Here is a 21636-nt window from a genome sequence, read left to right on the forward strand (position 1 = left end):
CTCATTCTCCAGCCCGGTAGCGGTAGGTGCGCGCAACAACTTGCATATCAAGTCGCTCACCGTCTCCGCCAGTTGGTTTAATGGTTAAATCATGCAATGTTACGATCCTTGGAAGGCTTGCAACGCTGCTTACAAAGGATGCCAACTCATGGTAAGAGCCGGAAACACGGATATTGATCGGTAGTTCTGAATAGAAGTCGCGTCTCTGCTCAGGCTGTAGCTTCACTTCCTGCAACGCGAGTCCGCTACCCAGAGCAGTGTTAGTGATATCTTCCAGAAGCCCCGGCACTTCTGTCTCGCTCGGCAACTGCCGAACCAGAGCGCCAAAGGTCTCTTCCATTTCAATCATCTGCGCTTTGAACACCTCCAGGTTAGCTACCTGGTAAGCTTTCTCTTCGTACTTTTTGCGCAAATCCAGTTCGATTTTTTCAACCCTGTCGATCTGAACATACTGGTCTTTTATGAAAAACCAGTAGCCTCCGCCCATGATCAGACCGAAAACGATCAAAACAACAATGGCCTTGATAGGTGCAGGCCAGATACCCGCATTATTTATATCAAGATCATTGATATCAAATTCATTCAGGCTTTTAAGTGAATCCGCAAGGCTCATTACTTACTCCCTCCTTCCGGCTCAGGTGTTTTTTGCTGCACTGTCATGGTGAACTGGCTGTAACCTGCACGCTTTCCATCCGCCGACGACACATTGGACAGATTCGGGTTTGTGAACCACTCGGACTCATCAAACTGACGCATCAGCGTTGAAACACGGCTATTTGATTCCGCCATACCCACAATGCTCACCTGATCACCTGTCTTTTTGAGGTCTGTATAAAACAGACCATCAGGTAAGGTGCGGACCAACTCATCAAAGGCACGAACAATGACGGGCCGCTTGCCCTGCAAGTCCTGAATGACCTTCATGCGCGCAAGCAACTCGTTACGCTTGCGCTTCAAGCTGTCAATTTCCTTGATCTGCACATCGAGCTTTTTGGTGGCCGACTCGATGTACGCGTTACGTGAATGTTGGTATGCGATACTGCTATCGAGGTCAGAACTCCACAAAAACGTAAGCCCTGCTCCGATAATAGCGGCACCCACAACCATCACAACAAACTGTTTCTGCTTCTCTGCCCGGAGCTCTTCGCGCCAAGGCCTGAGGTTAATTCTTGCCATTAGTCGAAGCTCCTCATCGCCAAGCCACAAGCAATCATCAGCGAGGGAGCATCGTTACTCAAAGCAGATGCGTTAACCCGCGAACCGACCGCCATCTCTGCAAAGGGGTTCGCAACAAGTGTTGGTGTACCAGTCTTTTCTTCCACCATTTCTGTCAGCCCCTGAATCGAAGCAGTACCACCTGCGAGCACCACGTAGTCCACCGCATTGTACTGGCTAGCCCCGAAAAAGAACTGCAGCGCACGGGCAACCTGCTGAACCACGGCCTCCCTAAACGGCGTAAGCACTTCGGATTCGTAATCATCAGGCAGCCCGCCCTGCTTTTTGGCAAGCCCGGCTTCTTCTACAGACAAACCGTAGCGACGCTGAATTTCTTCCGTAAGCTGTTTGCCACCAAAGATCTGCTCTCGCGTATACACGGTTTTACCTTCAGCCAGTACACTCAAGGTTGTCATGGTCGCCCCAACATCAACAATGGCCACCACAAGCTCCTCACCCTGGGAATCGAGCTGAGCTTCAATCAAACCGTATGCACGCTCCAGCGCATAGGCTTCAACGTCCACAATCTTCGTGTTAAGCGAAGCGATCTCGAGTGCGTCCTGGCGGATATCCACGTTCTCCTTACGGCAAGCCGCCAGGAGCACATCCACCTGATCCGGGTTCGTTTCCGAGGGACCCTGCACCTCGAAATCAATAGCAACCTCGTCTAACGGATATGGGATGTACTGATCAGCCTCGAGGGCGATCTGATCTTCCATCTCAAATTCGTTAAGGCCGCCATCCATCTGAATGAGCTTTGTAATGACCGCTGAGCCGGACACCGCCACAGCAACCTGTTTGACGCTGGAACGCGACTTTGAGGCTACCCGCTTGAGAACCTCACCCACCGCTTCTACGTCCGTGATATTTTTTTCCACGACAGCATTCGCCGGCAACGGCTCAACAGCGTAGCTTTCGACCTTATAACGGTCGCCCTGCTTGGACAGCTCTATGAGCTTGACGGAACTGGAGCTCACATCAACGCCCAACACTGCACTGGATTTCTTTCCGAACAATCCGAACACGCGCTCACCCTATACCTGGTTAGTTGCACCCGGTTACATGTGTTATGTGTTTTTTATTTAAGAGAATTTCTTCATTGTTCCGTTTACAATGCCCACTCTCGTTCAGCTGGGAACATTTGCAACGGTGAAGCGACTCATCCTTCCTAAAGCAATTTCTCAAATGATAGACCTATATCCAACAGTTGTCAGAAAAAAATGTCTCATTTGTTGCGTACTTCTCGCCTTTTTGCCTGGTTATTTCTCACCGGACTGAGTGTCGCCGTTATCGTTGGCTCAGGCTTTTATCTTTACTTGCGCCCTGGCCTTCCACCTGTTGAGCAGCTTCTGGACATAAAACTCCAGACGCCGCTGCGGGTATATAGCAAAGACAACAGATTAATAGCAGAATTCGGTGAAAAGAGAAGGGCCCCGATCACAATCGAACAGATCCCTACAATTCAGTTACAAGCCTTTTTGGCAGCTGAGGACTCACGCTTTTACGAGCACTTCGGGGTCGACATCAAAGGATTGGTGCGGGCTGCGATCGAACTGATCTCTACCGGCTCGATCCAATCTGGCGGCAGCACCATCACCATGCAGGTTGCAAAAAATTACTTTTTGTCACGCGACCGGACCTTTATTCGCAAGTTCAACGAGATACTCCTGGCTGTTCAAATAGAACGTGAACTCGAAAAAGACGAAATTCTTGAGCTCTACCTGAACAAGATCTACCTGGGCAACCGGGCTTACGGCATAGCGGCTGCGGCTCGCGTTTATTACAACAAGCCCGTCAACGAACTGTCACTTGCTCAAATGGCCATGTTGGCAGGACTACCCAAAGCCCCCTCTGCATACAACCCTCTCGCCAACCCCCAGCGCGCTATGCAGCGCAGAGACTGGATTCTTGGCCGAATGAAAGAGCTTGCGTATATCAGCCCGACCGCCTACGACCTCGCCATTCAGGCGCCACTCACAGCAACTTACAACGCCACAGAAACCGAAGTGGACGCCGACTATGTTGCTGAGATGGCGCGAGCAGAGATGGTCCGACGCTTTGGAGAGGAAGCCTATACCGATGGCTACTCCGTTACACTGACGGTAGACAGCAAAGAACAGCAGACAGCAACAGACGCCTTGCGAAGCGGCCTTGAAGCCTACGATCGCCGACACGGGTTCCGGGGCGCCATAGGCAAACTGGATGCCGACACCCTTGCAGGAGGAGATCTTGCTCGCGCGATGCTGAACTACCCCAGAGTAGAGTCTTTGATGCCTGCCGCTATTACCGAAATTAATGACGATAAAGGGGAAGCGCGCGCCTATGTGCGGAGGTTTGGACCAGCAATCATACCCTTCGAAACAATGCAGTGGGCCCGCCGCTACAGAACTGAAAACCTGACCGGGCCCAAACCCGAAAAAGCTTCAGATGTTGTGAGCGTAGGCGACGTTGTTTATGTTCGGGTAGACGAACTCCCCAAAGTACCAGACACACCGGATGACGCAGAGCAAACAGTCGACCAGGACCCAGCATCTGTCCAACCCATCCGCGCGTCACTCATGCAAGTTCCAAAAGCCGAAGGTGCGCTAATCTCTATTGAGGCTAAAACCGGCGCCATACAAGCACTTGCGGGCGGCTACAGTTTCGGGCAAAGCAAGTACAACCGTGCCATACAAGCCAAGCGTCAACCAGGCTCTACATTCAAACCGTTCCTGTACCTCAGCGCCCTGGAGAGCGGCAAAACGCCGGCCACTATTTATAACGATGCCCCAATTGTTTTTGATGACTCGGAACTCGAAACTGCCTGGCGCCCACAGAATTCCTCAGGACAATTCTATGGCCCCACCCCTCTGCGTGAAGCCCTTTACCGCTCACGAAATCTTGTTTCTATCCGGCTCTTGAGAGATCTGGGCATTCCCCAAATGCTGGACTACCTTGATCAGCTCAAGGTTCCCACCGAGAATATGCCCAAAGACCTGTCCCTCTCACTGGGCAGCGGACAACTCTCGCCGATGGAGTTAGCCAGAGGCCTGGCAGTTATCGCCAACGGTGGTTACGACGTAGAACCGTTCCTGATTCAGAGCATCACAGATGTAGACGGCAAGGACATATACTTGGCCCCGGAGGTTATTCTGTGCGAACGTAACTGCGGCACCAACGACCTGGAGCCTGAAACCAGCACAGATGACACTCTCGAAAGCACACTGACCATGACAGAGGAATCCGCCCCCAAGACGCGTGTTATGCGTCGGCTAGCAGACGAGCGCTCTGTATACATATTGCACTCAATGCTCCGGGATGTGGTTAAGCGGGGAACTGGGCGCAGGGCGCTGGCCCTTGGCCGGGATGACATTGCCGGCAAGACCGGCACAACAAATGAGCAGAGGGACACCTGGTTTGCAGGGTTCAACCACAACCTTGCCACCACGGTGTGGGTCGGGTTCGACCAGCCAGCCCCACTAGGCCGCCGGGAATTCGGTGCGAGCACAGCCTTACCCATCTGGATAGACTACATGAAGGTAGCGCTTGACGGCGCCCCATCAGCCTTCATGCCGCGCCCTAACGGCATTGTAAACATTCGAATCAACCCGGAGACCGGTAGGCGTGCAAGACCTGGCGAGGAGGGTGCCTTCGAGATATTCAAGGAAGAAGATGCACCCGCACCTCTGACCGAAGAAGATGAGAGACCCGGCCGCACTCATGGCAATGGAGACGACCTTTCGCGCCAAATCTTCTAGGCAACCCGCAGCACAAAACAAATACCCACAAAAAACCGGCGGGATCACCGCCGGTTTTTTTACAAACTCATAACGTCATCGATCAGATGATGTCATCCATACTCTTCAGCGGATAGTGCGCCGGATAGCCTTTACGGGCAACGCCGGAATCCACTGCAGCACGGGCAACAGCTGCAGGAACAACCTCCAGCAGACGAACATCCATGGGCTTGGGAATGATGTACTCTTTACCAAACTCAAAGCTGTCAGCACCGTAGGCTTCGCAGATCTCCTGCGGCACCGGCTCTTTAGCCAGTTCACGGATCGCATTCACTGCAGCCACTTTCATTTCTTCGTTGATGCAAGTTGCACGAACATCAAGTGCACCACGGAAGATGAATGGGAAGCCAAGCACGTTGTTAACCTGGTTTGGATAGTCTGAGCGACCAGTCGCCATGATGAGGTCATCACGAACAGAGTGCGCCACCGCAGGATCGATTTCAGGATCCGGGTTTGAGCAGGCAAACACAACCGGGTTGGGAGCCATTTTCTTGAGCTGGTCAGCGCTCAGCAGATCCGGGCCAGACAGGCCCAGGAACACATCGGCTCCATCAATGGCTTCATCCAGCGTACGCTTGTCGGTGTCGTTGGCAAACATCGCCTTATACTGATTAAGGTCATCGCGACCAGAGTGGATCACACCCTTGCGGTCGAGCATGTAGATGTTATCAGAGCTGATACCGCAGCTGATCAACAGCTTCATGCACGCGATTGCAGCAGCACCGGCACCCAGGCAAACCACTTTCGCTTCTTCAATTTTCTTGCCCTGCAACTCAAGGGCGTTGATCATGCCGGCTGCAGTAACAATCGCTGTGCCATGCTGATCATCGTGGAAGATAGGCACGTTGCACTTTTCGATCAGCGCGCGTTCAATTTCGAAACACTCTGGCGCCTTGATATCCTCAAGGTTAATGCCACCAAAGGTGTCAGCAATACGCTCAACGGTTTCAATGAACGCCTGCGGGCTTTCAGAATTGACTTCGATGTCGAATACGTCAATCCCGGCAAAGCGCTTGAACAGTACACCTTTGCCTTCCATTACCGGCTTGCTCGCCAGCGGGCCCAGGTTACCCAGACCGAGGATCGCAGTACCATCGGAGATAACGGCGACAAGGTTACCCTTGGCCGTGTACTTGTATGCGTTCTCCGGGTCCTTCGCAATCTCGCGAACCGGCTCTGCAACGCCTGGGCTATATGCCAAAGCGAGGTCGCGAGCGGTCGCGGTCGGCTTGGAGATTTCTACACTAATCTTTCCAGGCCGCGGCTTGGCGTGATATTCAAGGGCTGCTTCTTTCAGATCTTGAGACATTGCCACTGTTCCGTTTGTCACGTTAAAAGGTAATAAGCCTCCAGACGGCAGGTGCCTGCCTGAAGGAGCGCGACATTATGGCGCGCTCGCCCCGAAACGACAAGGGCAAATCGAACAAACTATAACCAGTCAATACGGCGAATTGCGTATAATCAAATACTAAGCTGTTATTTTGCGCTTCCCATAAAAAAAGCGCCCTCAGGCGCTTTTTTCGAATCTATAACAAGATCAGTCTTCTTTCTTTCCGGCGATACGACCGCCAAAACGCTTCTGGAACTTGTCGATACGACCACCAGTATCCATAACCTTCTGCTTGCCAGTGTAGAATGGGTGACACTGGGAACAAACATCCAGCTGCAGGTCATGACCGACAGTAGAGCGAGTTTTGATCACGTTTCCGCAAGAACATGTTGCGGTGATGTCTTCGTACTTGGGGTGAATACCTTCTTTCATGGCGAACCTCTGTGGGTCATGCCGCTACCTGATCACGGGACACTCGTAAAAGCCCAAGTGCCAGGCACCGCATGTTTGAATCAATGGAGAAGACGGGGCACAATCATGCCCTGCCGCAAACAGACCGCGAATCTTACTTGCAATTATCCTGGCAGGCAAGCCTTGCAGGTGCGTGAACCCTGCCTTATACGCATAAATCATTAAAGGATTACCCGTTGCCATCAACAGCCCGTATTGCGCTGAATCGGCCACTAAGAAGGCTCTTTGATTACCTTGTGCCCGAGGGAATACCTTTGGAACCGGGCCAACGCGTAAAAATTCCTTTCGGGCGACAGCAGGCGATCGGCCTGGTTGTGGAAACAAACATTGAACCACCAGAGGGCATCACCCTGAAACCGGTGCTAAAAGCACTGGAAAACTGGCCCGCCCTGCCAAATGAAACTTTTCAATTACTTAGCTGGGCTAGCGACTACTACCAGCACCCTCTGGGGGAGTGTTTGTTCACTGCCATCCCACCCGCTCTGCGGCGGGGCCGGCCGGCCATACAAAAAAACGACGACAGATGGCAGGCCTGCGGTAGCAGCGCGGCCCTCCCGGCAAAAGCCCACAAGCAAAAAAACCTGCTGGAATGGATTGCCCAGCATGAGCAGGGCGTAAAAAATAGCGAAATCACAAAAGCGGGCTTCACTCGCCCGCAACTGAAGGCTCTGCTTGAAAAAGAACTGGTTCGAGTTGCAGCCCCGGAGAGCGCAAGCCCCCAAAGCCAGCAATACAGTGAATCCATTGCAGCCCCAACACTTTCTCCTGCCCAACTCAACGCCGCATCCCAGCTTCCACTACCGGACGAAGGCTTCAGCGCCTCCCTTCTATACGGCATCACCGGCAGCGGCAAAACCGAAGTTTACCTGCACTACCTTAAGCAGAACCTCGCCACAGAAGATCAGGCTCTGGTACTGGTTCCGGAAATCAACCTGACCCCCCAAACTGTCGCCCGCTTCAAACGCTATTTTGGCGAGCGCATCCTGGTATGGCACTCCGCCCTGAACGACAGCGAACGACTGAACGCCTGGCTAAAAATCCGCAATGGTGACCCCATCATACTCATTGGCACCAGGTCGGCGGTACTACTTCCATTCACCGCACTGAAAACCTTGATTGTTGATGAGGAGCACGACAGTTCATACAAGCAAGGCGAAGGATTTCGCTATTCCGGCAGGGATGTTGCCGTTTATCGTGCGCACCTGAATCGTTGCCCGGTGATCCTTGGCTCCGCCACACCATCTCTGGAGTCTTATCACAACGCCCTGGCGGGCAAGTACAGGCTGATAAAACTGGAAGAACGTGCCGGTGAGGCGCTACCGCCCTCTATCAGCCTGCTGGACATCCGTAGCCGCCCCCTGGAGGGCGGGCTCTCCCGCCCTGCCCTGCAAGCACTCAAGAAAACACTGGAAGACGGAAACCAGGCACTCGTGTTCGTAAACCGTCGCGGTTATGCGCCAGTTATGATGTGCTTTGACTGCGGCCACATGGTTGAGTGCCCGCGCTGCGACACCCGCCTCACCTACCATCGCCGTGACCGCGCCATGCGCTGCCACCATTGCGATTACCAGGCTGCAGCAACCGACACCTGCCCCAAATGCAAAAGTGAAGCTTTCAAACCCGTAGGCCAGGGAACAGAGCAAACGGAAGATATCCTGGCCGCCCACTTCCCCGACACTCCCATCGTCCGGGTAGATCGCGATAGCACCCAGCGCAAAGGCAGCATTCAGACGATACTCGAACAGGTCAACACCGGCGAGCCCTGCATTCTCGTAGGCACCCAGATGCTGGCAAAGGGCCACGACTTCCCAAATGTGACGTTGGTTGTTGTTATCAATGCCGACGGCGGCCTTTTCAGCGTCGACTTCCGGGCCCCTGAGCAATTGATCCAGACATTACTCCAGGTAAGTGGCCGGGCAGGGCGTGGAACTAAAGTAGGCAAAGTAGTTGTACAAACCTGCCACAGCGACCACCCCCTGCTCAGAACACTTTGCAATGGGCACTATCTCGACATGGCAGACCAGCTTCTTGGGGAGCGCGAAGCCGGCCAGTTTCCGCCTTTTCGCGCCATGGCTATATTCCGGGCCGAAGCGGACACCATGGAGCAAAGCCTACAGATCCTCGACAGCATAAAACCGCTCACAAACACACCAGGCATCGAAGTTTGGGGCCCCCTGCCCTCCCTGATCGCACGCCGGGCTGACCGACACCGGGCGCAACTGGTGCTAAATACGGATAACCGGCGACGCCTCAATAAGCTTTTGACGAGCGTTTGCCAGACGCTTGAACAAAAGCGATTTCAAAAGGGCGCGAAATGGATGATTGATGTGGATCCGCAAGAAACGGGCTAATCATCATGCTTTTGCTTGCGGCCGGACTTTCCGCGATAATGGCCCTCTTCAATTATCACCGGGCGCCCTGCCCCAACCCAACTTTCCAGTAAACTGAGCCATCTCACAGCATGAAAGAGACCGTTTCCGACCTGCTCCAGTCCGCACTGGCGGCCCTTCAATCTGAAGGCACGCTACCAGCCGACCAGACCTATACGCCGCAAGTGGGTAACACCAAGGATAAATCCCATGGTGACTATGCTTGCAACATCGCATTGGTTGCAGCCAAAACGGCCGGCTGTGCGCCTCGCAAACTGGCAGAAATGCTGATTGAGAAGTTGCCCCAAAGCAGCGCTGTCGCGAAGGTGGAAGTTGCAGGCCCGGGGTTTATTAACTTTTTCATGAGCACGGCCAGTGCATTTGAGATAGTAAATACCATTCTGGATGAGGCTGGGCAGTTTGGTCGCAACAACAGCGGTAAGGGTGAAAAAGTCCAGGTGGAATTTGTATCCGCCAACCCCACTGGCCCACTGCACGTAGGCCACGGCCGGGGCGCAGCCATTGGCGATTGCCTTTGCCGCCTCCTGGAAGCCAACGGCTATGACGTTACCCGCGAGTTTTACTACAACGATGCCGGCGCCCAAATCAACAACCTTGGCCTGTCCGTACAGGCGCGCGTCAAGGGGCTGACACCCGAAGACGAAAGCTGGCCGGAAGACGGCTATCGTGGCGACTACATTGCTGATGTCGCAAAAGCCTATCTGGCCGGTGATACGGTTACGGCAGATGACAGGGAGGTGACTGCCAGCGCCAACCCTGATGACCTGGCTGCCATTCAGGAGTTTGCAGTGGCCTATCTGCGCCGGGAGCAGGATCTCGACCTGAAAGCCTTTGGCGTCGAGTTTGATGTGTACTTCCTGGAATCGTCCCTGTACGACGATGGAAAAGTGGAAGCTACCGTTAAACGCTTACAGGAAAACGGCTACACCTATGAAGACGGCGGCGCCATGTGGCTCAAAACCACAGAGTTCGGTGACGACAAAGACCGGGTTATGCGCAAGAAAGACGGCGGCTACACCTACTTCCTGCCAGATGTCGCCTACCACCTGGACAAATGGCAGCGTGGCTTTACCACGGTCATCAACGAACAGGGGGCCGACCACCACTCTACGGTAACTCGCGTTCGTGCTGGCTTGCAGGCTTTGAACGCAGGCATTCCCAAGGGCTGGCCGGATTACGTTCTGCACCAGATGGTGATGGTTACCCGTTCCGGACAGGAAGTAAAAATTTCCAAGCGCGCAGGCAGCTACGTCACCATTCGCGATTTGATAGACGAAGTCGGCCGCGACGCCACCCGTTTTTTCCTTGCAGCTCGGCGCGTTGACTCCCAGTTGACCTTCGATATCGATCTGGCCCGCTCCCAGACCAATGAAAACCCGGTGTACTACATTCAGTATGCCCACGCACGCATATGCAGCGTGTTACGGAAGCTGGCTGCCGAAGGCGTTGCGCGCGGACTGAACGAGTGTGTGGGCGATCTGTCTTTACTGACGCTGGATGAAGAAAAAGAGATAGCAAACCAGCTGGCGAAATATCCGGAGCTGATTGCCAGCTCTGCCTTACAGCGTGAACCACACACCCTCACCCATTATCTGAGGGAGCTGGCCGGCCAGTTTCACACTTATTACAACGCCCACAAGGTGCTGATAGAAGATACAGCACTGCGAGATGCCCGCATCAGCCTCTACCTCGCCGTACGCCAGGTAATTGCCAATGGGCTGGACCTGCTGGGCGTTAGCGCACCGGAAGAGATGTAAGTAACAACAATGTCCCGAGACTATGCTCGTAAAAATCGCTCAGGTGCTTCTGCAGCCCCCAACAGGAAAAAGCCTGCCAAGCCTGCTAGCGCCCAGAAAAAACGCGCAAAGCCAGCTGCGCCTGCGCGCTCTCAGCGAGGAGGTTTATCCTTGAAGTGGATTTTTTCACTGGCAACGGTTGGTGGCTTTATCGGGTTTATTGTCTACCTCAATTCTGTGCCACCAAGCAGCGGGCCGCAGCAGCCGCCCACTGCCAAAGAGTCAGTACAAACTCCGGCAACGAAAACCGCCAAACCGGAGGAGAAAAAACCAGGTTTCCGGTTTTATGAGATGCTGCCGGAATCTGAGGTTATTCCGCCAAAGGTGGAGGAGTACACTCCGGGCCCAACCAAGCAGGACTTTGACTACCTGGTGCAGTCCGGTTCTTTCCGCAGCAAGGAAGATGCTGAGCGTCAGCGCGCACAGATTGCCTTTCAGGGGCTCAGAGCCGGCGTGCAACGCATAGAACTCGATAGCGGCTCCGTTTGGTATAGAGTGAATGTCGGGCCCTTTAATACCCGCAGCCAGATGAGCTCAGCCATCGACAAGCTTGTTTCGATTAACATTCAGCCGCTTATTCGGAAGGTTCCCAAGCAAGGTTGAGGTTACCCGATAGCTACGGGAGTCTGCAGGGTGCGGCTTTTCAAAACCGTGCGGAGCCATGGATGGCGGAGCCGAGCGTACAGGGAGGTATTCACAGCGTGTTTTGAAAAGCCGCACCCTGCAGACTCCTACTCCAAACTACTTGAATTCTTCCATCCTGCCTCCATAACTGCCCAATACCGATTTTTAATCAGGCAATTGGAGCCCGAATGACTACCATACTTTCCGTCAGACGCGATGACGAAGTTGCCATGGGTGGCGACGGCCAGGTTTCTCTGGGAAATACCATGATGAAGGGTAATGCCCGCAAGGTACGCCGCCTCTATAACGGGCAGGTTATCGCGGGTTTTGCTGGCGGCACCGCAGATGCGTTTACTCTGTTTGAGCGCTTTGAGGCGCAGCTTGAAAAGCATAACGGCAATCTCACAAGAGCCGCCGTTGAACTTGCCAAAGACTGGCGGTCAGACAGAGCCTTACGCAAGCTGGAAGCGCTTTTGGCTGTGGCGGATAAAACAGCTTCCCTGATCATCACAGGTAATGGTGACGTGATAGAGCCAGAGCACGGGTTGATTGCCATCGGCTCCGGCGGCCCGTTTGCTCAAGCTTCCGCACGGGCTCTGCTTGAAAACACCGAGCTTTCTGCCCACGAGATTGTGGAGAAAGGCTTGGAAATAGCTGCAGATATCTGCATCTATACCAACCACAATCGCACCATTGAATTGCTCCCCAAAGACGCAGTTACCAAACCAGAACCCTCCAAAACGACTGATCCGGAGTAAACATGTCTGCAATGACTCCCCGTGAAATTGTTCACGAGCTCAATAAACACATCGTGGGTCAGCAAGAGGCCAAGCGGGCTGTGGCGATCGCCCTGAGAAACCGCTGGCGCCGGATGCAGCTGGACAGCACGCTTCGGGATGAAGTCACGCCCAAGAACATCCTGATGATCGGCCCTACCGGCGTGGGCAAAACTGAGATTGCCCGCCGTCTGGCGAAATTGGCAGATGCACCTTTCCTGAAAGTTGAAGCCACCAAATTTACCGAGGTTGGCTACGTTGGGCGTGATGTGGAATCCATTATCCGCGATCTGGCGGATATGGCCGTAAAAATGCTGCGGGTTCAGGAAATGAAGCGTCACGAAGAGCAGGCTTTGGACGCAGCCGAAGACAGAATCCTGGACGCCCTGCTCCCACCGCCAAGAAGCTTCGGCGAGGATAGCCAAAAGACCTCTGAAGACTCCTCCACTCGCCAGATGTTCCGGAAAAAGCTGAGGGAAGGCGAACTCGACGATAAGGAAATCGAGATCAACCTCCGTAATTCAAGCGCCGGCGTAGAAATCATGGCACCTCCTGGCATGGAGGAGATGACCAGCCAGCTACAGAGCATGTTTTCCAACATGGCCGCTGACAAATCCAAGCCACGGAAAATGAAGGTGGCAGACGCTCTGAAACGGGTGAAGGAAGAGGAAGCCAGTAAGCTGGTCAATGAGGAGTCGATCAAACAGAAAGCCATTATCGCCGTTGAGCAGAACGGCATTGTGTTTCTCGATGAAATTGACAAGGTGGCCAAGCGCGCGGAGAACAGCTCGTCGGATGTTTCCCGGGAAGGCGTTCAGAGGGATCTGTTGCCACTTATTGAGGGCAGTACCGTGAGCACAAAATACGGCTCGGTACGCACAGATCATATTCTGTTTATTGCGTCCGGCGCTTTCCACTTGTCCAAGCCATCGGATCTTATTCCGGAGCTGCAGGGCCGACTGCCAATACGGGTAGAACTGCAGGCTCTTACCCCGGACGATTTCAAGCGCATTCTCACAGAACCGGATGCCTCATTGGTTCAGCAGTACGAAGCTCTGATGAACACCGAGGGCGTTAAGCTGACGTTCAGTGAAGATGCAATTGCCCGCATAGCGGAGATCGCCTGGAAGGTAAATGAGACAACCGAAAACATCGGTGCCAGGCGCTTACACACGGTTTTGGAAAGGCTATTGGAAAGCCTGTCTTTTGATGCGGGTGATGGGGTAACCGAAGCGTTTGAAGTCACTGCAGATTACGTTAATGAAAAGCTTGGAGAACTGTCGGAAGACGAAGATCTGAGTCGTTATATTCTCTGATTTGAAGCCACCGTTGAGCCAGGCGTGCTTTTCGCGCGCCTGGCCCGAATACCTACTCTGCCTTTGAAAACAGGTGGGTGACCGTTCCCAGCCCTGCCGCCAGCTTGCCCTTTCCGGTTGTCTTTTTCTTTCTGCTCTTGGCCACATACAGTGGCAGCATTTCGCCATAAAGGCTGGTACTAATGGTGCGCTGCTCATCTTCCAGACGATCCCGGCGTAGCTTGATGCCATATTTTGCCAGCTTTGGCTCCAGCTCGTCTGCACGATTCCGCAGATCCTGGCGGGTCATCTGATAAGCATGCTCACACACCATTCGGCGTGACTGGAAGCTGAACACGTTAGAGAAAAACAGCTTGGCGTCATCCCGAGTCGGCTCAAACAACAGGATATCCTTATCCGGATAGTCCGTCGCGTAGTGAGCAATACCCGACTGCATGCGGGAATAAACCATGGTCCGGAACATCTGTGACAGCAGGTTTGGCATCCCCGAACGAGTCAATTCTCCGGGCGCCATAGTGCCCGCCCGTACCGCCGCACTGGCATCAATGGGCACCAAGGGGTTCACAGCAAAAACCAGGTCTGCACCATCTTCAAACGCAACCGATGCATGCAAGCCTTTGCGCAGCGTTCCGTCTACATAATACCGGCCATCGATATCAACCGGCACGTACAGCCCCGGAGATGCTGTGCTCGCTTGTATGGCTTTGGATATAGGCACATGATCAAACCCGGGAGCGCCAAAGCACACGGCGTCGCTGCTTTCCACGTCTGCCGCAACAATGTATAGGCTGCGCTTTAGCTGCCGGAAGTCGTTTGAGCGGCCCAACATGGAAAAAGCACGCTTGAGATAATCATGAAGCCCTTCATTATCAAACAGCCCAGCGGGAGCCGCCTGAGACAGTATGGTAAGGGCCTCTAACAAGCTTTGGTCGTAGGGGTTAGCAACAAAACGGCGCACGGCCGTAGTGATCAGTCCGGGCACCGCCAGCAAACGGCCCGCCATTTCTTTCAGTGCTGGCCGGAAGAATACATCAGGGTGAAAAGGATGAACTTCAGCTTCATTACGCACAAAAATCCGGCACAGCTGCGCCGTGGTCATCTGGTTTGCAAGGTTGGCAGCTACGAATGAGCCGGAGTTAACACCCACGTACACATCAAGATTATTGAAGTCCAACCCATCCAAGGCCTCATCCAGCGCCCGGAGTGCGCCAATCTCGTATATGCCGCCTAAAGGTCCACCCCCACCGAGCGCGAGCCCGATGCGTGGTGCTGGTTTCAGTTCGGTTGGCTTTTTCATGGCCTTTCCTTCTCCGGATAAATCGCCAGATTTATTTTCTGGCCTGCCTGACTTAACAAGGTAGCAACCCGGTTTAGAGCACGCACCCTATATTTGAGCGACTGCCTGATATGACAAGCTCAAGAGGCGGCCTGTTCCACAAGAGCAGCGCTCGTAGAGATTCCCGGCCGGAGATACCGACCAAAGCCCGCATCGCGAAGCGCAAGATCCACACAACTCTTGATCACGTGAGGAGAGTCCAGCAACAGCACGTCTTTCAAGAGCTTTACCGCCCATTCCCGGCTGACGCTGCGAATCACGGATTTCACTTTTGGCAGGCTGGCGGCGTTCATGGAAAGGGAATCGTAGCCCATAGCCATCAACAACAATGCGCCACCGGGATCTCCCGCCAGCTCGCCGCAGATACCCACTGGCTTGCCGACCGCATGGGCATCCTGGGCAATCCGCACCAACGCCTGCAAAACAGCGGGATGATAGGAATGGTATAGCTGAGCAACCCGAGGGTTGTTACGGTCGACCGCTAGCAGATACTGGGTCAGATCATTTGAGCCCACCGAGAGAAAGTCCACACGATCAGCCAATTCACGAACCTGGTATACCGCGGCCGGTATTTCCACCATCACACCCACTTTGGGCATGTGAATGTTAAAACCTTCCTCTCGCACCTCGTGATATACCCGGTAAATCAGGTGCAGAGACTCTTCTACCTCAGAAATATTGCTGATCATGGGTAACATGATCTGCAGATTGTTCAGGCCCTCACTTGCTTTGAGCATGGCTCGCACCTGAACCAGAAATATTTCCGGATGGTCCAGAGTTACCCGAATACCGCGCCAACCCAGGAACGGGTTCTCTTCCTCAATCGGGAAATAGGTCAGCGCCTTGTCACCACCGATATCCAGAGTACGCATGGTTACCGGGTTGGGTGCAAAGGCTTCCAGCTGTTCCCGGTAATACTGTCGCTGCTCCTGCTCCGATGGAAAGCGGTCCTTGATCATGAAAGGCACTTCGGTGCGATAAAGCCCTATGCCTTCGGCGCCGTGCGACAAGGAACGCACTACATCCGTCATCAGCCCGGTATTCACCAGCAGGGGCACACGATGGCCATCGGTGGTTATACAGGGTTTATCGCGAAGCGCTTCCAGCCCCCGATCGAGTTCAGCCTCTTCCTCGCAGATGGTTTGAAAAAACGCCCTGAGGTCTGACGACGGAGAAGCAAAAATCTGCCCCTCAAAACCATCAACAATCAGCTCCCGACCATCGAGCTGATTCACCGGAATATCCACAAGCCCCATAACGGTGGGCACACCCATTGCGCGGGCGAGAATGGCCACATGGGAGTTGCTGGAACCTTTGACGGAAACAAGGCCCACCAGCTGGCCCCGGGGCACCTCTCCCAGCATGGCAGGCGTCAGCTCTTCACTGACGAGAACCGTGCGTTCGGGGTAGTTCAGGTCCTTTTGATCGCCCTCCTGCAGGTAGGAAAGCAGACGGCGACCAAGGTCGCGGACATCGACCGCCCTTTCCTGAAGGTAGTGGTCATCCATCATTTCGAAATGACGAACGTAGTGCTGAACCACCTGTTTGAGGGCACCCTGAGCCCAGTTTCCTTCCCGAATACGATTATTAACTTCCCCGGGCAATGCTTCATCGCCCAGCATGCGGAGATATACGTCAAACAGTGCCAACTCTTCCGGACGAAGCCGTGAAGTGAGCCGCTTGGCGACCTGGCCAATGTCTTCGCACACCGATTGCACTGCCGACCGGAACAGCTCCAGTTCCAGCTCAATATCTTCTGCAGGCTTATCGGGAACCACGTCCAGATCAGCTGCGGGGTACACCACAACACCATGACCAATTGCCACTCCGGGCGCGCCCGGAACACCATTAAAGCTGACATCTCGGGTCTCTTCGCCGGTGAGAGAGAGACCGCTGATGGCGCCGGTCGCCTCACTGTGGGCTATAACGCCCGCAAGCTGAGCTGAAACCGTGACCAGAAACGCTTCTTCACCCTCATCAAAGCACCGGGAACTCTCGCGCTGCTGGACTACGAGAACCCCAAGCACACGGCGATGGTGAATAATGGGGACACCGAGGAAGGAGCGGAAACGCTCTTCACCAGTTTCGGGAAAATAACGATAACGGGGGTGGGAAGGTGCATCTTCAAGATTGATTGGTTCTTCCCGGGAACCGACAAGGCCCACCAGGCCTTCTGAGTGCGCAAGGCTCACTTTGCCTACGGCTTTCAGGTACAGGCCTTCGGTGGCCATCAAAATGTAGCGATTGGACACCGGATCCAGCAAGTAGACAGAACAGACCTCGGTGTTCATGGCTTTCTGCACACGCGACACGATAATACCCAACGCTTCCGAGAGATCCCGGGCGCTGTTTACCTCTTGTACAAGACTTCGCAGAATGCTCAGCATGGGTGTGTCAGTCCGTCATTTCGCCTGTTCCTTTAAACGCCGGTTGTGCTCGCTCCGGTGCCACTGCTCCATGTTGTAGAACAGTCTTGGCGCAAGTTCTCTCAGCGCACGTCGGTACACTTCACGCTTGAAGGACACCACCTGACCCAACGGATACCAGTAGCTTACCCACTGCCAGCCATCAAATTCCGGTGAATCCGTACCATCAACGCGCACTTGTGCATCGGGTGATAACATCCTCAGCAGGAACCATTTCTGTTTTTGACCCACGCAGACGGGGTGCGAGTTGTGCCGCACCATCCTTCGGGGAAGACGGTACCTCAGCCAGCCCCGGGTGCAACTGATGATTTCGACATCATTGGCGCCCAGGCCAACTTCCTCTCCGAGCTCCCGGTATAGCGCTTCTTCCGGCGATTCTTCGTGATTTATCCCGCCTTGAGGAAACTGCCAGGAGTCCTGTCCTATTCGCCTCGCCCAGAGAACCTCTCCCCGGTGGTTGGCCAGAATGATTCCGACATTGGGTCTGAAACCGTCTGAATCGATCACGGTACAGTCCTCTTGATAGAGTCGGCAGGCCGGTGAGATATGTACCGGCCGGATTTTTTCCAAGTTGCGCTCATTCTTACAGAATCCCAAGACTTCGGCAAACGCAGCCGCACTCAGGGTACCCGTGGTAACATACCGCTTTTCGCAAGCCCTATGCCTCTGGAGGTAAACGTTTGACGCTCGCAATTTTTGATCTCGACAATACCCTGCTCGCTGGCGACAGCGACCACGCTTGGGGCGAGTTTCTTGTAGAAGAAGGCATCGTTGATGCAGAGACCTATCGCCAAGCTAACGACCGCTTTTATCAGGAATACCTGAATGGCGAAATGGACATCCTGAATTACCTCAGGTTTGCGCTTCAACCTTTGTCAGCACACAACATGAGTGAACTACTGGCGTGGCGAGATGTGTTCATGGACAAGAAAGTGCGCCCCATGCTGCAAGAAAAAGCCAGTGAACTGTTGAACAGCCACCGGGAGCAGGGCCATACGCTGATGATTATCACAGCCACCAACCGGTTTGTGACCGAGCCCATTGCAGCCGTGCTGGGTATTGACCACCTGATCGCCACCGAACCTGAGTTGGTCAATGGACGTTACACCGGTGAAATTGCAGGCGTCCCCAGCTTTCAGGGAGGCAAGGTCACTCGTCTAAACGACTGGCTGAACGCTCACAACAGAAGCCTGGACGGCGCCTGGTTCTACAGCGACTCACACAACGATTTGCCACTGCTGGAAAAGGTGGACAATCCGGTTGCCGTTGACCCGGATCCAAAGCTGGAAGAATTTGCGAGGAACAAAGGCTGGAGTGTTATGACGCTTCGCGACTGAGCCCCGCTAACTGCGCGTTGAGCCCGCCTCCTTGTTTTATTGGAGGGCGGGCTCAACCAGGGGATCACATAAAACCGGTAAGGGATCGTACGAAGCAGGACTTGATGTAGTCGGTCTCTGGAATGCCTGGAATAATCGGGTGGTCCGGCGCCTGATGCCCCTGCTCCAGCAACTGCACGAAGCGATCGATCTTGCGGCCACTGCCGCGAATGATATCTACCAGCTTTTCCTGCGAGAGATGCATGGAACACGAAGCAGAAACAAGAATTCCGTCCCGCTCCAGCAGCCTCAGCCCAAGCTGATTCAACCGCGCATAGGCCTGCTCGCCAGCTTTCTGATCCCGACGGCGGGGAATAAGCGCGGGCGGGTCCAGCACAACGATATCGTACTTTTCCTTCTCTTCCGCCAGCGCTTTCAACGCATCAAACGCATCGCCTTCGATGGTTTCAACATTATCAAGGCCATTCAGCTTGGCGTTGTGATGTACCGAATCAATAGCACCAGAAGAACTGTCCACACAGGTAACCTGGGCGGCACCGGCGCATGCCGCCTGAATACCCCAACCGCCTACATAACTGAACACATCCAGCACCCGTTTACCCGGCGCGTAGGCCTGCAGGCGCAGACGATTCATACGGTGATCGTAAAACCAACCGGTTTTTTGACCGCCCTCCAGGGGCACTTCGAAGCGCACGCCGTTTTCTTCCACTTCAAGCAGTGTCGCTTCCGGGCCATGGGCCTGCTCAACGTATGAGTTCAGCCCTTCAACGCTGCGCATCTTGCCATCGTTTTTCAGGATGATGGCTTTCGGGTGCGCCAACCGCTGAACCGCACGGACTATAGATTCTTTCATCAGCTCCATGCCAGCGGTGGATATCTGGACGACAACCGTATCGCCAAAGCGATCGATAACCAGCCCGGACAGGCCGTCGCTGTCGCCGAATACCCAGCGGTAGAAGGGCTTATCAAACAACCTGTCCCGCAATGCCAGCGCTGTTTCCATGCGCTGAGTCAATCGGTTCGGGGTCATACCTTGTGCCGCGTCCCGGCTGATGAGTCGGCCGCAAATAAGAGCATGAGGATTTACGAAAATCACACCGAGAGGTTTGTCGTTGGACGCACGCAGCTCAGCCTGGGTGCCGGCTTCAAACTGTGTCAGTGGTGATCTCTGGATGTCGACTTCGTTGCTGTAAACCCACAGGTGGCCAGCCCGAAGCCTGCGCTCCGCGCCTTTGCGTAGATATAAAACCGGGAAATTCATTGCTGCCACCTTGGGGGAAGAAAATCAGGGCGGGATTATACATTAACTGCGGTCTACGACACATGAGCTGGGGGCGCAGTCGGGGCGCAGCTCCCAAAACACGCTGTGAATACGTCCGTGTACGCTTGGCTCCGCCATCCATGGCTCCGCACAGTTTTGGGAGCTGCGCCCCGACTGCTTCGACACTGGAGGTGCCTATAACTGCTTTCGAACCAGTGCCAATAATTACTCGGCGGCCGCTACATGCTCGGCGTAGGCATCTGCATCCATCAGTCCATCAAGCTCACTTTTATCAGCAAGCTTTACCTTGAACATCCAGCCATCGCCGTACGGATCTTCGTTGACCTTCTCTGGCTCGTCTTCAAGGCTTTCGTTAACTTCAAGAACCTCACCTGTTACCGGGCTGAACACATCGGATGCGGACTTCACAGATTCGGCCACGCCAGCTTCTTCGCCGCCGGTGACTGTTTCGCCAACTTCCGGAACACCGATATAAACCACGTCACCCAGTTGCTCTTGGGCGAAGTCGGTTATGCCAACGGTTGCAGTGCCGTCAGCGTGTACGCGCACCCACTGGTGGGTGTCGATGTATTTGAGATCAGAAGGTGTTTCACTCATAAGGGTAATTCCTGACAAAAATTTTGGGCAGTGTAACCGAAACCTTAGCGCCAGCGAACCTCTCGTGCCAGCTTCATGAAGGAATCGAGATATTGCACGCCCACATCTCGCTCGCGGCAGCCCAGGAATATCTGTTTGGATATGCCTTCTTTGCCCAGTTTTACCGGAACAATGCCCAGCCGGTCGCTGTATTCCGTGACCAGCCATCGGGGTAGCGCCGCTACGCCACGGCCGGCGGCGACCATTTGCAGCATGATGTCTGTGGTCTCAATGGTTTTGTGGCGTGCGGGGCGCATGTTTGCGGGCACCAGTATGTGGTTGAAAACATCCAGCCGCTCTATCGCCACGGGATAGGTAATCAAGGTTTCCGATTCCAGATCCACCGCTTCTGCCCAAGGCTTGCCTGCCAGGCGGTGGGTAGCGGCAACCACCAGCACCTGCTCGTAATCAAACACAGGCTCAAACACTAACCCCGGCCTGTGCAGCGGGTCGGGAGTGACCAGCATGTCGATGTCGTGGCCAAAAAGAGCGCCAATACCACCGAATTGGAATTTCTGCTTTACGTCTACATCCACCGATGGCCACTGCTCAAGGTAGGGGCCAACAACTTTTAGCAGCCATTGATAGCAGGGATGGCACTCCATTCCGATACGCAGGGTGCCCGCCTGCCCTCTGGCGAACTGGCCGATGAGCATTTCCGCATGCTCAAATTGAGGTAACAGGCGATTAGCCAGTGCCAACAAGTGGCTGCCGGCTTGGGTCAATCGAAGTTGCCTGCCTTCTCGCAGCCAAAGCGGGGTTCCCAACTGCTGCTCCAGTTTGCGTACGGAGTGGCTAAGCGCGGACTGGGTAAGGTGAAGGCGGCTGGCGGCTGCTGTCAAGGAGCCTTCTGTTTCAACAGCTCGAAGAACTTCCAGATGGTTACGTTCAATCATTCGGCAATCCATGAATGGAATTAATGGAA

General features: G+C 54.3%; 18 protein-coding genes. 7 read left to right on the forward strand and 11 right to left on the reverse strand.

All coding sequences use genetic code 11. The features are described from left to right. Position 1: 1 nt before the first annotated feature. Genes RKA07_RS10960 through RKA07_RS10970 form a run of 3 tightly spaced genes read right to left on the reverse strand, consistent with a single transcriptional unit; the run spans position 2 to position 2240 of the window. On the reverse strand, positions 2-613 hold the full coding sequence (locus tag RKA07_RS10960; RefSeq protein ID WP_310966340.1) for a type IV pilus inner membrane component PilO: 612 nt from the start codon (positions 611-613) through the stop codon (positions 2-4). Further along, the gene (locus RKA07_RS10965; protein WP_200204847.1) at positions 613-1176 is read right to left on the reverse strand and encodes a PilN domain-containing protein; all 564 of its coding nucleotides are present in this window, start codon (positions 1174-1176) and stop codon (positions 613-615) included. Before RKA07_RS10965 ends, RKA07_RS10960 begins: the two co-directional genes overlap by 1 nt. After that, a complete protein-coding gene (locus tag RKA07_RS10970; protein WP_200204848.1) occupies positions 1176-2240 on the reverse strand; it encodes a pilus assembly protein PilM in 1065 nt (354 codons plus the stop codon). The genes RKA07_RS10965 and RKA07_RS10970 overlap by 1 nt, the downstream gene beginning before the upstream one ends. Before the next feature lie 195 nt (positions 2241-2435). On the opposite strand from RKA07_RS10970, the gene RKA07_RS10975 reads away from it, so the two are divergent. After that, the gene (locus tag RKA07_RS10975; protein ID WP_310966342.1) at positions 2436-4952 is read left to right on the forward strand and encodes a penicillin-binding protein 1A; all 2517 of its coding nucleotides are present in this window, start codon (positions 2436-2438) and stop codon (positions 4950-4952) included. 82 nt (positions 4953-5034) lie between these two features. On the opposite strand, the gene RKA07_RS10980 is transcribed toward RKA07_RS10975, so the two are convergent. Together RKA07_RS10980 and rpmE are read right to left on the reverse strand one after the other, a co-directional pair. After that, complete coding sequence (locus tag RKA07_RS10980; protein WP_200371767.1) at positions 5035-6300, reverse strand: malic enzyme-like NAD(P)-binding protein; 1266 nt, start codon at positions 6298-6300, stop codon at positions 5035-5037. 228 nt (positions 6301-6528) lie between these two features. Further along, positions 6529-6753 carry a 50S ribosomal protein L31 gene (rpmE, locus tag RKA07_RS10985; RefSeq protein ID WP_200204851.1) on the reverse strand — a complete coding sequence of 75 codons (225 nt, stop codon included), beginning with the start codon at positions 6751-6753 and terminating at the stop codon, positions 6529-6531. A gap of 215 nt (positions 6754-6968) precedes the next feature. Here rpmE and RKA07_RS10990 point away from each other — a divergent pair, with 215 nt between their 5' ends. The 5 genes from RKA07_RS10990 to hslU all read left to right on the forward strand — a co-directional run bounded on the left by RKA07_RS10990 (position 6969) and on the right by hslU (position 13694). Further along, the gene (locus RKA07_RS10990; RefSeq protein WP_310966343.1) at positions 6969-9143 is read left to right on the forward strand and encodes a primosomal protein N'; all 2175 of its coding nucleotides are present in this window, start codon (positions 6969-6971) and stop codon (positions 9141-9143) included. A gap of 110 nt (positions 9144-9253) precedes the next feature. Further along, a complete protein-coding gene (gene argS / locus RKA07_RS10995) occupies positions 9254-10939 on the forward strand; it encodes an arginine--tRNA ligase (RefSeq protein ID WP_310966344.1) in 1686 nt (561 codons plus the stop codon). 150 nt (positions 10940-11089) lie between these two features. Beyond that, the gene (locus tag RKA07_RS11000) at positions 11090-11581 is read left to right on the forward strand and encodes an SPOR domain-containing protein (RefSeq protein WP_227715399.1); all 492 of its coding nucleotides are present in this window, start codon (positions 11090-11092) and stop codon (positions 11579-11581) included. Between the two features lie 209 nt (positions 11582-11790). Then, the gene (gene hslV / locus RKA07_RS11005) at positions 11791-12360 is read left to right on the forward strand and encodes an ATP-dependent protease subunit HslV (RefSeq protein ID WP_309045778.1); all 570 of its coding nucleotides are present in this window, start codon (positions 11791-11793) and stop codon (positions 12358-12360) included. Positions 12361-12362: 2 nt separating this feature from the next. Then, the gene (gene hslU, locus RKA07_RS11010) at positions 12363-13694 is read left to right on the forward strand and encodes an ATP-dependent protease ATPase subunit HslU (protein ID WP_200371771.1); all 1332 of its coding nucleotides are present in this window, start codon (positions 12363-12365) and stop codon (positions 13692-13694) included. Positions 13695-13746: 52 nt separating this feature from the next. Here hslU and RKA07_RS11015 read toward each other — a convergent pair whose 3' ends face one another. From RKA07_RS11015 to RKA07_RS11025, 3 genes are all read right to left on the reverse strand, one after another. Beyond that, entirely contained in the window at positions 13747-14991 is a 1245-nt protein-coding gene (locus tag RKA07_RS11015; protein WP_310966345.1) for a patatin-like phospholipase family protein, read from the reverse strand. Positions 14992-15110: 119 nt separating this feature from the next. Beyond that, positions 15111-17417, reverse strand: a complete 2307-nt coding sequence (gene ptsP / locus RKA07_RS11020) for a phosphoenolpyruvate--protein phosphotransferase (RefSeq protein WP_310966346.1) — start codon at positions 17415-17417, stop codon at positions 15111-15113. A 15-nt stretch (positions 17418-17432) separates the two neighbouring features. After that, positions 17433-17963 carry an RNA pyrophosphohydrolase gene (locus RKA07_RS11025; RefSeq protein ID WP_200204859.1) on the reverse strand — a complete coding sequence of 177 codons (531 nt, stop codon included), beginning with the start codon at positions 17961-17963 and terminating at the stop codon, positions 17433-17435. 173 nt (positions 17964-18136) lie between these two features. Here RKA07_RS11025 and RKA07_RS11030 point away from each other — a divergent pair, with 173 nt between their 5' ends. Then, positions 18137-18793 carry a histidinol-phosphatase gene (locus tag RKA07_RS11030; RefSeq protein WP_200371773.1) on the forward strand — a complete coding sequence of 219 codons (657 nt, stop codon included), beginning with the start codon at positions 18137-18139 and terminating at the stop codon, positions 18791-18793. Positions 18794-18857: 64 nt separating this feature from the next. Here RKA07_RS11030 and RKA07_RS11035 read toward each other — a convergent pair whose 3' ends face one another. The 3 genes from RKA07_RS11035 to RKA07_RS11045 all read right to left on the reverse strand — a co-directional run bounded on the left by RKA07_RS11035 (position 18858) and on the right by RKA07_RS11045 (position 21607). Then, entirely contained in the window at positions 18858-20054 is a 1197-nt protein-coding gene (locus RKA07_RS11035) for a class I SAM-dependent rRNA methyltransferase (protein WP_200371774.1), read from the reverse strand. A 225-nt stretch (positions 20055-20279) separates the two neighbouring features. Then, a complete protein-coding gene (gene gcvH / locus RKA07_RS11040) occupies positions 20280-20672 on the reverse strand; it encodes a glycine cleavage system protein GcvH (RefSeq protein WP_200371775.1) in 393 nt (130 codons plus the stop codon). Positions 20673-20716: 44 nt separating this feature from the next. After that, positions 20717-21607 carry a LysR family transcriptional regulator gene (locus RKA07_RS11045; RefSeq protein WP_200204863.1) on the reverse strand — a complete coding sequence of 297 codons (891 nt, stop codon included), beginning with the start codon at positions 21605-21607 and terminating at the stop codon, positions 20717-20719. Positions 21608-21636 lie beyond the last annotated feature (29 nt).

This window comes from Marinobacter xiaoshiensis (assembly GCF_031631795.1).
GTDB lineage: Bacteria > Pseudomonadota > Gammaproteobacteria > Pseudomonadales > Oleiphilaceae > Marinobacter > Marinobacter xiaoshiensis.

Bases quoted from the DNA above. Each gene is read 5' to 3' on its own strand.
- ptsP (WP_310966346.1), bottom strand. From the start codon at position 17,417: ATGCTGAGCATTCTGCGAAGTCTTGTACAAGAGGTAAACAGCGCCCGG.
- gcvH (WP_200371775.1), bottom strand. From the start codon at position 20,672: ATGAGTGAAACACCTTCTGATCTCAAATACATCGACACCCACCAGTGG.
- argS (WP_310966344.1), top strand. From the start codon at position 9,254: ATGAAAGAGACCGTTTCCGACCTGCTCCAGTCCGCACTGGCGGCCCTT.
- hslV (WP_309045778.1), top strand. From the start codon at position 11,791: ATGACTACCATACTTTCCGTCAGACGCGATGACGAAGTTGCCATGGGT.
- RKA07_RS11015 (WP_310966345.1), bottom strand. From the start codon at position 14,991: ATGAAAAAGCCAACCGAACTGAAACCAGCACCACGCATCGGGCTCGCG.
- rpmE (WP_200204851.1), bottom strand. From the start codon at position 6,753: ATGAAAGAAGGTATTCACCCCAAGTACGAAGACATCACCGCAACATGT.
- RKA07_RS11035 (WP_200371774.1), bottom strand. From the start codon at position 20,054: ATGAATTTCCCGGTTTTATATCTACGCAAAGGCGCGGAGCGCAGGCTT.
- RKA07_RS11045 (WP_200204863.1), bottom strand. From the start codon at position 21,607: ATGATTGAACGTAACCATCTGGAAGTTCTTCGAGCTGTTGAAACAGAA.
- RKA07_RS10975 (WP_310966342.1), top strand. From the start codon at position 2,436: ATGTCTCATTTGTTGCGTACTTCTCGCCTTTTTGCCTGGTTATTTCTC.
- RKA07_RS10965 (WP_200204847.1), bottom strand. From the start codon at position 1,176: ATGGCAAGAATTAACCTCAGGCCTTGGCGCGAAGAGCTCCGGGCAGAG.
- RKA07_RS10960 (WP_310966340.1), bottom strand. From the start codon at position 613: ATGAGCCTTGCGGATTCACTTAAAAGCCTGAATGAATTTGATATCAAT.
- hslU (WP_200371771.1), top strand. From the start codon at position 12,363: ATGTCTGCAATGACTCCCCGTGAAATTGTTCACGAGCTCAATAAACAC.
- RKA07_RS10980 (WP_200371767.1), bottom strand. From the start codon at position 6,300: ATGTCTCAAGATCTGAAAGAAGCAGCCCTTGAATATCACGCCAAGCCG.